The 13,750-nt window shown below is 42.9% G+C and carries 14 protein-coding genes and 1 rRNA gene; all 15 read left to right on the plus strand.

Going from position 1 to position 13,750, the window contains the following annotated elements; genetic code table 11:
* The first annotated feature begins 67 nt into the window (after positions 1–67).
* Positions 68–1,006: a quinolinate synthase NadA gene (gene nadA, locus J2Z69_RS18700; protein ID WP_209866258.1), complete on the plus strand. Its 939-nt coding sequence runs from the start codon at positions 68–70 to the stop codon at positions 1,004–1,006.
* Positions 1,007–1,044: 38 nt separating this feature from the next.
* Entirely contained in the window at positions 1,045–2,661 is a 1,617-nt protein-coding gene (gene nadB / locus J2Z69_RS18705; RefSeq protein WP_209866299.1) for an L-aspartate oxidase, read from the plus strand.
* Positions 2,651–3,517: a carboxylating nicotinate-nucleotide diphosphorylase gene (gene nadC / locus J2Z69_RS18710; protein ID WP_209866261.1), complete on the plus strand. Its 867-nt coding sequence runs from the start codon at positions 2,651–2,653 to the stop codon at positions 3,515–3,517. Before nadB ends, nadC begins: the two co-directional genes overlap by 11 nt.
* 5 nt (positions 3,518–3,522) lie before the next feature.
* Positions 3,523–4,290, plus strand: coding sequence for a type III pantothenate kinase (locus tag J2Z69_RS18715; protein WP_209866264.1), 768 nt, complete (start codon positions 3,523–3,525; stop codon positions 4,288–4,290).
* Positions 4,291–4,383: 93 nt separating this feature from the next.
* Positions 4,384–5,268 (plus strand): Hsp33 family molecular chaperone HslO, encoded by an 885-nt coding sequence (hslO, locus tag J2Z69_RS18720; RefSeq protein ID WP_209866267.1) that lies wholly within the window; start codon positions 4,384–4,386, stop codon positions 5,266–5,268.
* A gap of 245 nt (positions 5,269–5,513) precedes the next feature.
* The gene (gene cysK, locus J2Z69_RS18725; RefSeq protein WP_209866269.1) at positions 5,514–6,452 is read left to right on the plus strand and encodes a cysteine synthase A; all 939 of its coding nucleotides are present in this window, start codon (positions 5,514–5,516) and stop codon (positions 6,450–6,452) included.
* Between the two features lie 276 nt (positions 6,453–6,728).
* The gene (locus tag J2Z69_RS18730; RefSeq protein WP_209866272.1) at positions 6,729–7,619 is read left to right on the plus strand and encodes an aminotransferase class IV; all 891 of its coding nucleotides are present in this window, start codon (positions 6,729–6,731) and stop codon (positions 7,617–7,619) included.
* The gene (folP, locus tag J2Z69_RS18735) at positions 7,616–8,482 is read left to right on the plus strand and encodes a dihydropteroate synthase (RefSeq protein ID WP_209866275.1); all 867 of its coding nucleotides are present in this window, start codon (positions 7,616–7,618) and stop codon (positions 8,480–8,482) included. The genes J2Z69_RS18730 and folP overlap by 4 nt, the downstream gene beginning before the upstream one ends.
* Positions 8,475–8,837, plus strand: a complete 363-nt coding sequence (gene folB / locus J2Z69_RS18740) for a dihydroneopterin aldolase (RefSeq protein WP_209866279.1) — start codon at positions 8,475–8,477, stop codon at positions 8,835–8,837. The genes folP and folB overlap by 8 nt, the downstream gene beginning before the upstream one ends.
* A gap of 9 nt (positions 8,838–8,846) precedes the next feature.
* The gene (gene folK / locus J2Z69_RS18745) at positions 8,847–9,395 is read left to right on the plus strand and encodes a 2-amino-4-hydroxy-6-hydroxymethyldihydropteridine diphosphokinase (RefSeq protein ID WP_209866282.1); all 549 of its coding nucleotides are present in this window, start codon (positions 8,847–8,849) and stop codon (positions 9,393–9,395) included.
* Positions 9,347–9,559, plus strand: coding sequence for a helix-turn-helix domain-containing protein (locus J2Z69_RS18750; protein WP_209866285.1), 213 nt, complete (start codon positions 9,347–9,349; stop codon positions 9,557–9,559). The genes folK and J2Z69_RS18750 overlap by 49 nt, the downstream gene beginning before the upstream one ends.
* A 113-nt stretch (positions 9,560–9,672) precedes the next feature.
* Positions 9,673–10,677 carry a tRNA dihydrouridine synthase DusB gene (gene dusB / locus J2Z69_RS18755; RefSeq protein WP_209866286.1) on the plus strand — a complete coding sequence of 335 codons (1,005 nt, stop codon included), beginning with the start codon at positions 9,673–9,675 and terminating at the stop codon, positions 10,675–10,677.
* A 194-nt stretch (positions 10,678–10,871) separates the two neighbouring features.
* A complete protein-coding gene (gene greA, locus J2Z69_RS18760; protein ID WP_209866288.1) occupies positions 10,872–11,348 on the plus strand; it encodes a transcription elongation factor GreA in 477 nt (158 codons plus the stop codon).
* Between the two features lie 105 nt (positions 11,349–11,453).
* On the plus strand, positions 11,454–12,965 hold the full coding sequence (gene lysS / locus J2Z69_RS18765) for a lysine--tRNA ligase (protein WP_209866289.1): 1,512 nt from the start codon (positions 11,454–11,456) through the stop codon (positions 12,963–12,965).
* A 711-nt stretch (positions 12,966–13,676) separates the two neighbouring features.
* Positions 13,677–13,750 (plus strand): 16S ribosomal RNA (locus J2Z69_RS18770); the annotation flags it as partial.

Genomic DNA, 13,750 nt, shown 5'->3' on the forward strand with positions numbered 1-13,750 from the left:
AGAGATACCCGGATTGCTGCAGCCTGCAGCCTTAAAATAGCTGTGAGGCACTAGGGGAGGACGTCTGGTGGAAGCTTTAGCTTTAGAGCGCAAAGCTGAGCAAAACCGTGAATTACGGGAGAGGCTCACACAATTAAAGAAGGAACGTAATGCCATCATATTGGCTCATTATTATCAAAGAGATGAAATACAAGAGGTCGCTGATTTTCGTGGAGACTCTTTTTTGCTTGCACAAAAGGCAGCCCAGACGGATGCTGAAGTTATTGTATTCTGTGGAGTTCATTTTATGGGAGAAAGCGCTAAGATTCTAGCTCCTAACAAAACGGTGTTAATCCCTGATGAGCGAGCGGGTTGCCCCATGGCGGATATGGTCAATGTAGAAGGTCTTCGTAAGGTGAAGGCAGAACACCCTAAGGCAAAAGTGGTGACCTACATTAACTCTTCTGCTGAGATCAAAGCAGAGACGGATATATGCTGTACTTCAGCAAATGCTGTAAGAGTTATTAATTCTGTAGATGCGGATGAGATTATTTGGGTACCAGACAAAAATCTCGGACACTATGTCCAACAACATACAGACAAGAAGATGATTATCTGGGAAGGCTACTGCAATACGCACGATATGCTTACAGTCAAAGATGTCGTTGAGATGAAAGCGAAATATCCTGAGGCTGAATTTGTAGTTCACCCAGAATGTCGGCCCGAGGTCGTCGAGTTGGGAGACTTTATCGGTAGTACTACAGCTATTTTAGAATATTGCAAGAATTCTACCAGCAAACAGTTCATTGTAGGGACAGAAGACGGAACCGGATATCAACTGCGTCTGGACAGTCCGGACAAGGAATTTATTTTTGCAACCAAGTTCTTAGTATGTCCGAATATGAAAGTTAATAACTTGAAGAAGCTGGTTAAATGTCTTGAGACAATGAGTCCGCAAATATATGTCCCTCCTGTAATTGCAGACAAAGCCAGATCTTCCCTAGAGCGCATGTTACAAGTCAAGTAGCATGCGCTACTCTCTTGCCCTAAAGATAGGTGATTGTTATGTTTCCTAAATATTTAGTGGATTTTAATATAGATGAACTTTTAACTATTCATACGGACGTTCTTATAATAGGCACGGGTATTGCTGGTCTATTTACTGCCCTGAAGGCTAGTGAAGATCGAAATGTAATCTTAGTTACGAAAAGCGGACTGATGGAAAGTAATACACGTTATGCTCAAGGGGGAATTGCTGCTGTATTTTCAGCAGAGGATTCCCCTCAGTCTCATTTAGAAGATACGTTGATTGCAGGAGCGGGTCTCTGTCTAGAAAAAGCTGTAGAGGTGCTTGTTCAAGAGGGGCCGCAAGGCGTTCAAGAGTTGATCCAAATGGGAACATCTTTTGATCAAGAATGTGGCCAAATCGCTCTTACTCAAGAAGGGGCTCATAGTCATCGTAGGATTCTGCATGCCAATGGAGATGCGACAGGGCACGAGATTGTTCGAGCATTAGCACAAAGGGTGAGTGAATCTAAAAATATTGAGGTATGGGAACATCACTATGTTATCGATTTGATTACAAAAGATGATGAGTGTCTAGGAGCTTTGATTCAGAAACCAAATGGAGAACGTATATATCTAAGATCAGAGGCTACGTTAATTTGTTCTGGAGGAGCAGGGCAGCTCTATCGATATACGACAAATCCAGAAGTAGCTACAGCAGATGGTGTAGCCCTAGCTTACCGAGCAGGCGCACACATTCGCGATCTAGAATTTGTGCAGTTTCATCCAACAGCGTTGAATTATGCGGGTGCTCCTCGTTTTCTAATTTCGGAAGCAGTCCGAGGTGAAGGTGCGATACTTCGCAATGCTCAAGGGGATCGATTCATGGAGAAGTATCATGCTCAACTTGAATTAGCCCCAAGAGATATTGTAGCTAGAGCCATTGTTACTGAAATGGAAACCTCTAAATCTTCTCATGTTTATTTGGATATTACACATGAATCAGCAGATTTAATAAAACATCGTTTTCCTACCATATATAAGACCTGTCTTCAATACGGACTAGATATGACAACAGATTGGATTCCTGTAGCGCCTGCTGCACATTATATGATGGGCGGCATTGAGACAAATCTTTGGGGTGAGACCCATGTTCAGCGACTTTTTGCATGTGGAGAAGCTTCTTCTACAGGAGTCCACGGTGCAAATAGGCTCGCTAGTAATTCTCTTTCTGAAGCCATTGTATTCGGCGCTCGAATCGTGAAGAAGTTAAAGGAACTCAGTCCGCTTACTCGTTCAGGGGCAGGCATGGCGAGTCAAGAACATCGAGTGGGATTTGGTATACAGGAGACGACTGAGCGGAGACTTAGACTCCAAAAAACAATGGTACGCCACGTAGGTGTACGCCGTCATGATGACTCTCTTCAAGCTGGACTGCATGAATTACAAGAACATATGCCTTATTTTAAAATGGAATTAAAACAGGTAGAAGAATACGAATTCGCCAATATGTTGATGTGCGCGCTACTCGTTACAGAAGCAGCTATTCAGCGGAAGGAAAGCCGCGGTGGTCACTATCGGGAAGACTATCCAGATCGTGATGATGATGCATGGTACAAACATCTGGTGTTCCACCGGGAAAAAGGAATGTTGGAGGCCGGAATTGATGATGTTTAACGGATATAATGAGGGCTTAATTGAATCCATTCAGAGCTGGCTTAAAGAAGACGTAGGATCCGGAGATATTACTACTGCGGTTACAATTCCCTTTGGTCATGAGTCAAAAGGAATTATCCATGCGAAAGATAGCGGCATTATAGCGGGTATACCTGTAGCTGAGATCGTTTTCCAAATCGTTGATCCATCGCTTACTTTTATATCACATGTAGAGGATGGACAGAGGGTAGAAAAGGGAACGATATTAATCGAGGTAGAAGGCAGTACGCATAGTATCTTGACGGGTGAACGACTTGCCCTTAACTTACTGCAAAGGTTATCTGGAATAGCTACACGCACTCGCTCATTTATCGAGGTTATTGACGGTCTTCCTGTAAGGCTTGTCGATACTCGCAAAACTACACCGGGTCACCGGATGTTAGAGAAATATGCTGTTCGTGTAGGTGGTGGCTCTAACCACAGATTCGGTCTTTACGATGCTGTAATGATTAAGGACAATCATATTAAGGGAGCAGGCGGTATTCTTCAGGCTGTAAACCGAGCTCGCCAACAAATACCCCACACCATGAAAATTGAGGTGGAGACTGAGAACTTACACCAAGTGTCTGAAGCATTGCAGGCGGGTGCGGACATTATCATGTTGGATAATATGACGAATGAGCTTATGAAAGAAGCTGCTACTCATATCAAAAAAGAAGCTCCTCATGTTATTGTAGAGGCTTCGGGCAATGTAAATATGATGACCATCCGAGGTATCGCACAAAGTGGCGTGGATGTTATAAGTGTAGGTAGATTAACGTACTCATTTGAAAGTTTAGATATCAGTCTAGATTTGAATGCAAAGAAAGAGAGGTGAGAGCCATGATCCTTGTGGTTGACGTGGGAAATACGAATATCGTACTCGGGATCTACAAGAACCGTGAGCTTCTCCACCATTTCCGTGTTGGGACGCATCGGCATTATACGGTAGATGAATATGGAGTGTTGATTCATAATTTATTTCAGATGTCTCATATTAATGTTAAAGAGATCGAAGGAGTCATTGTCTCTTCCGTAGTACCTCCATTGATGAATGTATTGGAACAGATGTGCCAGACTTATCTTGGCAAGCTGCCGTTAGTCGTGGGTCCTGGGATTAAGACAGGTCTTAATCTTCGCTATGAGAACCCTCGCGAGGTAGGAGCAGACCGGATAGTAAATGCGGTTGCTGCAGTTGAAATCTACGGTGGACCGTTAGTTGTGGTTGATTTTGGTACAGCCACTACGTTTGATTGTATAGATGATCAGGGTAATTACCTAGGTGGTGCCATTGTGCCTGGAATTGGCATAGCAACGGAAGCCTTGTATCAGCGAGCCTCCAAGTTACCTCGTATAGAGCTGGAGAAGCCAAAAAAAGTCATTGGCAGAAACACAATTCATGCGATGCAGGCCGGCATTATTTTTGGCTACGCGGGTCAAGTGGATGGAATTGTAGGACGAATTCGCAAGGAAATGAAGGCAGAGCCCAAGGTTATTGCTACGGGCGGATTAGCGGAGCTTATCGCTAGTGAGACCACGTCTATTGAAGAAGTGAACCCTATGCTTACCTTGGAGGGACTTCGGTTAATTTATGAACGTAATCAGACTTAAAGCTGAACGAAGTAATTTCATTAATTTACTTAAGAATACAAAAACAAAAGAACACAAGAACATAAGGCTAAAAAGAAGGAGGCGAAGGCCAGCATGAGCCAGACAAAAGATCGTCTGATTCGGGGAACCGCTATAGACGGAAAGGTACGCGCCTTTGCAGTTAGAACTACAGGGCTAGTAGAAGAACTTCGCCGACGTCATGATATGTATCCTACAGCTACAGCGGCTCTTGGTCGTACGCTTACTGCTGGAGCGATGATGGGCTCCATGATGAAAGGTAAGGAGAAGCTTACCATTCAGATTAAGGGAGATGGCCCGTTAGGCCAGATCTTAGTAGATGCTAATGCATTAGGTGAGGTCCGAGGGTATGTTAACGAACCACAGGCTCATCTTCCCAACAATAGTATGGGCAAGCCGGACGTCGCTGGTGCAGTAGGTACATCGGGGTTCCTTCACGTGACCAAAGATCTAGGGATGAAAGAGCCATATCGTGGAAGTGTCCCTATTGTATCTGGTGAAATAGGCGAAGATTTTACTTATTATTTTGCAGTATCGGAGCAGACGCCTTCGGCTGTAGGGTTAGGAGTTCGGGTAGAGAGCGATGCATCTGTCATTGTAGCAGGTGGATTTATTATACAGCTCCTTCCGGGTCTTGAAGATGAGGAGATTACGGCAATCGAACAAGCAGTAGGTCAGCTTCCCCCTGTGACTTCTTTGCTAGATCAGGGGCTGGAGCTTGAAGAGATGATCAAATGTATTTTGCCTGATTTCAAATTATTAGATGAAATGGATATTAAGTTTGCTTGCAGCTGTTCCAGAGAACGGGTGGAGAAAACATTAATCTCTCTAGGTGAGACCGAACTTACTCAACTTATGGAGGAAGATGAAGAGACCGAAGTGGTCTGTGATTTCTGCCGAAATGCGTATGTATTCAATCAGGATGATATCCGTACCTTACTAGAACAAGCTAAGAACTAAAGTTGTGTAGTCCCCCTACTTTGCCAAGACAGCATGAGCTGAACGGGCAGAGTATTTTTTATTTAGGACGATTGACAATCCCTTATAGGAGTTGTTAATATAATAGTAATAAAAGCCTAGTTATTTAGTCGGGAATCATAAAAGCCGGTATGGAGCATAACGCCGTACTTTTGTTTTTATACACAACCAGAGTGAAACTCATTTTATAGAAGATATAGCAATTATATATTAGGGAGGATTTAATTATGGCTAGAGTAGTGAATAGTGTCACAGAACTTATTGGTGGAACCCCTCTTGTACGTCTACAACGTATTGTCCCTGAAGATAGCGCCGAAATTTATGCAAAGCTTGAATACCAAAACCCAGGTTCAAGTGTCAAGGATCGGATTGCAATTAGTATTGTAGAGGAAGCGGAGAAAGCTGGTCATCTGAAGCCAGGTGGCACGATTATTGAAGCGACAAGTGGCAACACGGGGATTGGACTTGCATTGGTAGCAGCGGCTAAAGGCTACAAATCCGTGATTGTTATGCCTGAGACCATGAGTATTGAGCGTCGTAACTTGCTTCGTGCTTATGGTGCTGAGCTTGTCCTTACTCCAGGATCAGAAGGAATGAACGGTGCAGTTAAGAAAGCCGAAGAGATTCTGTCAGAGAATCCAGACTACTTCTTGGCTGATCAATTTAAGAACCAAGCCAATGTGAAAATTCACCGCGAGACTACGGGACCAGAAATTGTAGAAGCAATTGAATCCATCGGTGGCCCTTTGGATGCATTTATTGCGGGTATTGGTACAGGCGGCACCATCTCAGGAGCAGGAGAAGTACTGAAGAAACAATATCCAGATATCAAAATTTACGCTGTTGAGCCCGCGGCATCACCACTACTTGCTGGAGGTAAGCCAGGGCCACACAAAATTCAAGGCTTAGGTGCAAACTTTATTCCTGAAATTCTAAATCGTGAGATCTATGATGAAATTATTCATGTTGAGAATGAAGAAGCGTTTGAGCAGGCTCGTAAAGTGGCGAAGGAAGAAGGGATTCTCTCCGGGATATCCTCAGGAGCTGCAGTACTAGCTGCTCTTAAAGTAGCCAAGGAACTGGGCAAAGGCAAAAAGGTTGTTGTAGTAATTCCAAGTAATGGTGAACGTTACCTAAGCACACCACTTTATAATTTCGAAGCGTAGGCTTCTTGTGATGAATGACATACTAGACCCCGGACCGTTTCCCTCGTGGAGACCCAGGGGTCTTTTTCCATGTAAAAAGTTTTCTTAGAGTTCACCCTTTACTATAGGATGGGATGGACTAGCGTGTTACTATGGAATCTAATCATAGGTAGCTTATATAAATTCACTTTTGAGGGTTATTAACTATAATCCTTTTTAACTTAGGCTTAGTGTAACCAAAGCTTTGGCTAAAGTGGATATATTCAATTTCGGTACATATAAGGTAGGTGCGAAGAATTGAGCAGTATAGGTCTGAATGGTAAAGTAGTGCGTTCAGAAAAAGCGACGATTTCCGTTATGGATCACGGCTTTTTATATGGTGTGGGGCTGTTTGAGACGTTTCGTACATATGGAGGTGTGCCTTCTTTACTTCGTCGACATCTAGACAGAATGAGAAGTGCCTGTATTTCACTGGGAATAGTCTATGAGCCGGATGAGGATCAATTACGTCACTATATCCAAGATTTGCTGCGTGCAAATCAGCTTGAGGACGGGTATATACGGTATACTTTAACGGCTGGAATAGATGATTTAGGACTACCTAGCGGTGATTATCTGCACCCTCAAGAGATTATCTATATAAAACCATTACCTACAATGGCTGCGCACTTCTATGAAAAAGGGAAAGCCTTGCGCCTTTTACAGACGCGCCGCAATACGCCGGAAGGATCTGTGCGTTTAAAATCGCTGCATTATATGAATAATATCATCGCTAAGCGAGAATTGATTAACATTATGCTGCCAGGTGAGTCCCCTGCCGAGGGCCTTATGCTCACGGAATCTAGTTATATTGCCGAAGGAATCGTAAGTAATGTGTTTTTTATCCACGAGGGCATTGTGCATACTCCAACCATTGAAGCGGGAATTTTACCAGGAATTACACGGGCATGTGTGCTAGAACTAGCAGCATCCCAAGGGTGGAAGACAGAACAGGGATGGTATAAATGGGAGCAATTGTTACAGGCGGATGAGGTTTTCATTACCAATTCCATTCAGGAAATTGTACCCATAACTTTGCTCATTGGAACGGACGGTACGAATGTGACTCCCTTGGCAGGGAGTGCGTGTGGTCCAATTACTAAGGAACTTATAGAACTCTATCGGAAGAAGGCGAGGGAACAGGAATGAAACCTACTTTTTATAATAGGCAATACGACTTTGGCAATACCTCCTTAAAATTAGGAAGCCGAACATTAATTATGGGCATTCTGAATGTAACTCCTGATTCTTTCTCTGATGGCGGTCAATTTAATGATATCGAGCGCGCTGTAGAACGGGCTATACAACTTTATCAGGAAGGTGCCGACCTTATTGATATTGGGGGGGAGTCAACGAGACCTGGACATGCCCCTGTATCATTAGAAGAGGAGTTAAGCCGAGTCATTCCTATAATAAAAGCGATTCATCAGGCTGCTCCGCACATTCCCCTCTCTATAGATACCTACAAGGCAGAAACCGCTCGCCAAGCACTGGAAGCAGGAGCGCACGTGATTAATGATATTTGGGGAGCAAAGCTCGACCCGCTAATGGCCTCGGTTGCAGCTGAATATGGATGTCCTATAGTATTAATGCATAATCGAAAGGACAGAGACTACAACGATATCGTGGAGGACATAATACTTGATTTGCAGGAAAGTATCGATCTTGCTCTAGTAGCGGGAGTTGCGCCAGAACGAATTATTTTAGACCCAGGCATTGGATTTGCAAAAGAGTATGCGGATAACTTAAAGGTTATGCAGGCGTTAGATAGAATAAATGCTTTGGGCTATCCTTTGTTGCTGGCTACCTCTCGCAAAAAGTTTATTCGTACCATTTTAGATCTACCAGCGAATGACGTTGTAGAGGGTACAGCAGCCACAGTTGCACTTGGAATTGCCCAAGGTTGTCAAATCGTAAGAGTGCATGATGTGAGTGCGATGAAGCGTACTGTAGATGTATGTGACGCCATAGTATATGGTGATCATTGGGAGGGGCGACATACGAATGGATAAAATAGTACTAACTCGCATGGAATATTACGGTTACCACGGTGTGTTTGAGGAAGAGAGAAAATTAGGCCAGAAATTTTACGTCAGTCTGGAATTGAAGCTAGACCTTCATAAAGCCGGAACAGAAGATGATTTAGAGGCTACCGTTAACTACGCAGAGGTTCATGAAGTCGTCAAACAAGTTGTGGAAAAGAAGACTTTTAAGCTGATTGAGGCCTTGGCTGAGCATATTGCACTTGTTCTACTAGACACTTATACTGTTATAGATGAATTAACAGTGAAAGTTACTAAGCCTAATCCACCGTTCGATGTTCATTTCGAAGGGGTTACGATTGAACTGATTAGATCAAGAAAGTGAGAAATAATCATGAATGCACATTCCACCTCTGAACATTCAGAGGCTTATATTGCTTTAGGGGCTAATTTGGGAGACCGTGAACATACGTTGCTGGAGGCCATCGAACGTTTGAATGACCATCCATGTGTGACGGTTTTACGTTGTTCTAATTTATATGAGACCGAACCCGTAGGTTATCTGGATCAACCCAATTTTGTGAATATGGCTATTGCAGTAAGTACAAATCTTTCTCCTGAAGAACTTCTGAAGGTTATGCTTCAAATTGAACTTGATCTTGGGCGGGAGCGTCATATCCGTTGGGGTCCACGTACGGTAGATTTAGATTTACTATGGGTAGATGGTATGAGCTTAGATACACCATTTCTCACCCTGCCCCATCCACGAATGATGGAACGAGCTTTTGTTATCGTACCATTACACGATATCGTCTCATCTTTGGATACAACGGGACTATATCCCTTGGTGAAAGAACTTATAGAAACAGGGATTGGAAAGGAAGGCATTTTCTTGTGGAAGACTTGCAGTTGGCCCAACGCATTCGAGCATTTCGTAAATTAAAAGGATACACACAACAGCAGCTCGCAGAACACTCTGGCATATCCCTGGCTGTGCTTGGTGCTATCGAACGGGGGAATCGTCGCCCTGAAGAAGGTGTGATGACGAAGATTGCAGATTGTTTAGGTATTAGTATGGATGAACTCACATTAAGTCACAACTCATAATAGGCAATAATGAATGATATATAAATGTTCTGAATAAGCACGATCGAAGGATTTGCTTAATTTCTTAGTATCCAATGTGAGTGGTGTCTGATACCAAAGGGGTGAAATGAAGAATGTTAAAGATCGGCGATATAGAAATGAAAAATCAAGTCGTGCTTGCGCCTATGGCGGGGGTATGTAATCCTGCATTTCGTCTGATTGCCAAGGAGTTTGGCACAGGCCTAGTCTGCGCAGAGATGGTTAGTGACAAGGGTATTATCAGTGGCAATAAGCGGACTAAAGAGATGTTATTTGTCGACGAGCGTGAAAAGCCACTGAGTCTGCAAATATTCGGCGGGGATCGTGCTTCTCTTGTAGAAGCTGCTAAGGTAGTGGATCAAGAGACCAATGCTGATATTATAGATATCAATATGGGTTGCCCAGTGCCTAAGATTACGAAGTGTGATGCCGGAGCGCGTTGGTTGCTCGAACCTAACAAAATTTTTGAAATGGTCTCTGCTGTGGTAGATGCTGTAAGCAAACCTGTGACCGTTAAGATGCGTATTGGTTGGGATGCAGAACACATTTTCGTGGTGGACAATGCCAAAGCAGTGGAACAAGCAGGCGGTAAGGCTATAAGTGTGCATGGTCGTACGCGGGAACAACTCTATACAGGTCATGCAGACTGGAGTTATATCAAAATGGCGAAGGAAGCGGTGTCGATTCCTGTCATCGGAAATGGAGACGTCAATACACCCGAGGATGCACGCCGAATGCTGGACGAGACGGGCTGCGATGGTGTTATGATTGGAAGAGGCGCCCTCGGAAATCCGTGGATGCTTTACCGCACTATCGAATATCTCAAGACAGGTAAGCTTGCAGCTGAACCTACACCGGAAGAGAAGATTCGCATAGCAATACTCCATATGGATCGTTTAATTGCTATTAAGGGTGAGAGTGTAGCGGTTAGGGAAATGCGCAAACACCTATCATGGTACCTTAAAGGAATGAAAGACGGAACCCGCGTCAAAGACATGATTATGGAAGAGACAAAACGAAATGAAATGGCACGAATTTTGGAAGATTATGTAGCTGAGTTAAAAACACTTAAAGAAGAAGCAGTAGAATCCGCCTCATAATAAACCGTTTACAATTCATCTTCTGGGCGGATTGACTTTTACCGGTGCTTACCCTATAATTTCACAATATAAATTCGCCTCAGGAGATAACTTCCACCATGTAGGGATGTTCTCATCTCTATGAGATTGCATATGATATTCTCAGGTGATGCGTGTATTTGCGAAAATTATTTCCATGACAGGAGAACGGTTGAATGAGCGATAAAGAAGTCATCCTAACACAGGACGGTCTGAGAAGACTTGAGGAAGAATTGGAGAATTTGAAGTCCGTCAAACGCCGCGAAGTAGCGGAGCGAATTAAGATCGCTATTGGCTATGGAGATATTAGTGAGAATGCTGAATACGAAGATGCTAAGAATGAACAGGCATTTATTGAAGGTCGTATCATTACTTTGGAGAAAATGCTTCGTAATGCTCGAATTATTAATAATGACGACATTGATACGGACTCAGTTAGTATCGGAGCTACGGTAACCGTAGAAGATCTAGAGTTTGGAGATACGATGGAATATGCAATTGTAGGTTCAGCAGAGGCAGATCCGCTTCTTAACCGTATTTCCAATGAGAGTCCCGTAGGAAGAGCTATATTAGGCAAAAAGACAGGAACAATTGTGGACGTAGCCGTCCCTGCAGGCGTCATTCAATATAAAATTCTGGGAATTAAGAAATAACAAAAGCCCGACATGGTTCAGAAGCTTCCTAAGGGAAGCTTCTTTCCCTGTAATACAGCGATTTGCCGTACAGCGGCATGAAGTCTACTGAGGAGTTGAAGACGAGTGAGCGAAGAAAATACAAATCAAGAAGTTGAAGTGAGCGAATTGTTGCAAGTTCGGCGCGATAAATTGGACGAGCTACGTGGCATGGGAATTGATCCCTTTGGACAGAAATATGAGCGTACGCATAATGCTGGGGATATTCTTCAACAATACGATGGTCTGACTAAGGAAGAACTGGATGAGAAGAATGTTGTAGTTAGAATTGCTGGGCGTATTATGGGCAAGAGAGGGATGGGTAAGGCTAGCTTTGCTCATATCCAAGACCTAAGTGGTAAAATTCAAATCTATGTCCGCAAAGATACTGTACCCGAAGTGAAATATGATGCGTTCGATCTATTAGATCTTGGCGATATCGTGGGAATTAGCGGCGAGGTGTTCAAGACGAAGACGGGGGAAACCTCTATTAAAGTCAAAGATCTCGAAGTACTTAGCAAATCCCTATATCCGCTACCTGATAAATATCATGGCCTAAAAGATGTAGAACTGCGTTATCGTCAGCGTTATGTTGACCTAATCATTAACCCAGATGTACAACAGACCTTTATTGCACGCTCCCGAATTATTCAGTCCATGCGTAGGTACTTAGATTCTTTAGGCTATTTAGAAGTGGAGACCCCTACATTACATAGTATTGCAGGTGGTGCTGCGGCACGTCCTTTCATTACACATCATAATGCATTAGATATGGAACTCTATATGCGTATTGCTATTGAACTGCATCTCAAGCGTCTAATTGTAGGCGGTCTAGAGAAAGTATATGAAATTGGACGTGTATACCGAAATGAAGGGATGTCAACACGGCATAACCCTGAGTTTACGATGATTGAACTATATGAGGCCTATGCAGACTACAAGGATATCATGGCTCTTACAGAGAACTTAATTGCACATATTGCGCAAGAGGTGCTAGGCACTCAGATTGTACCTTACCAAGACTATGAGGTTGATCTTCGTCCGCAGTGGCGTCGTGTAACTATGGTTGATGCAGTAAAAGAAGTAACAGGTGTGGATTTTGGTGCAGATTTAACGAATGAGCAAGCGCATAGCTTGGCTAAAGAACATAAAGTTCCAGTGGAGCCGCATATGACATTTGGTCATATCTTGAATGCCTTCTTTGAACATTTTGTGGAAGAGACACTCATTCAACCAACCTTTGTTACAGGTCATCCAGTGGAGATTTCTCCTTTGGCTAAGAGAAATGATACCGATGCGCGCTTTACTGACCGCTTTGAGCTCTTCATTGTGGCACGCGAACATGCCAATGCTTTTAGTGAACTGAATGATCCAATCGATCAGCGTCAACGCTTTGAAGCTCAGCTTCAAGAGAAAGAGCAGGGTAATGATGAAGCACATGAGATGGATGATGACTTTATCCGTGCATTGGAGTATGGTATGCCGCCTACAGGTGGACTTGGAATTGGGGTAGATCGACTTATAATGCTACTTACCAATTCTGCCTCTATCCGTGATGTACTTTTATTCCCGCATATGCGTCCTCGTACACACGAGTAAATAATAAAAAGTCCGGACCCCTCTGGTTCGGACTTTTATTATTTAGCTATATTGTTGCTTAAGAGTTACATCGGGAATATGACAAAGCGCAAATAAGACCTCTCCAAAAGGTTAAGCATTCAGTAACCTGAAAAATATAAATTAAAAGATTTATGCTTCAATTAGTTGCCTAGTTAATAAAAGTGGAGAATGTTTAGAGGTTATAAATTATAATCTTAGAGCAAAGTTAATTTTTAAACCTTAATAGGGCCTTGTCGATTATGAGGGCGACATTGAGTAATTATGTGTATGAGTTACTATAGATTACTGATATATCAGTAGTTATTAAGTATATATTAGCTATATACAAGATAAAATTTAAAAAATGCTTGCATAATAACTTAAGGGATGGTATATTCTAATTCCGGCCAAGAAAAACAATGTTAACTCAGAAGAGTTAACAACAACTCGAAATTTTGAAAAAAAAATAAGAGTTGCAAAGTTAGGCAGGGCATGATATACTAAGAAAGTTGTCGCAGTTAAGCAGTGCGAACGACGAAAGAGAAATTGATCTTTGAAAACTGAACAACGAGTGAGTAAAACACATGAACGAGAGACGACTTCGGTCGGATCGATATTCATTTTAAGAGAAGCAATTCTCGTCAGTTTCAAAATGAGCAATTCAAACACCTGATTAAAAATCTTCTCTTTCAGAGAAGAACCTTTTAATCCTTAATGGAGAGTTTGATCCTGGCTCAGGACGAACGCTGGCGGCATGCCTAATACATGCAAGTCGAGCGGAGTTT

The organism is Paenibacillus shirakamiensis, from assembly GCF_017874255.1.
Classification (GTDB): domain Bacteria; phylum Bacillota; class Bacilli; order Paenibacillales; family Paenibacillaceae; genus Fontibacillus; species Fontibacillus shirakamiensis.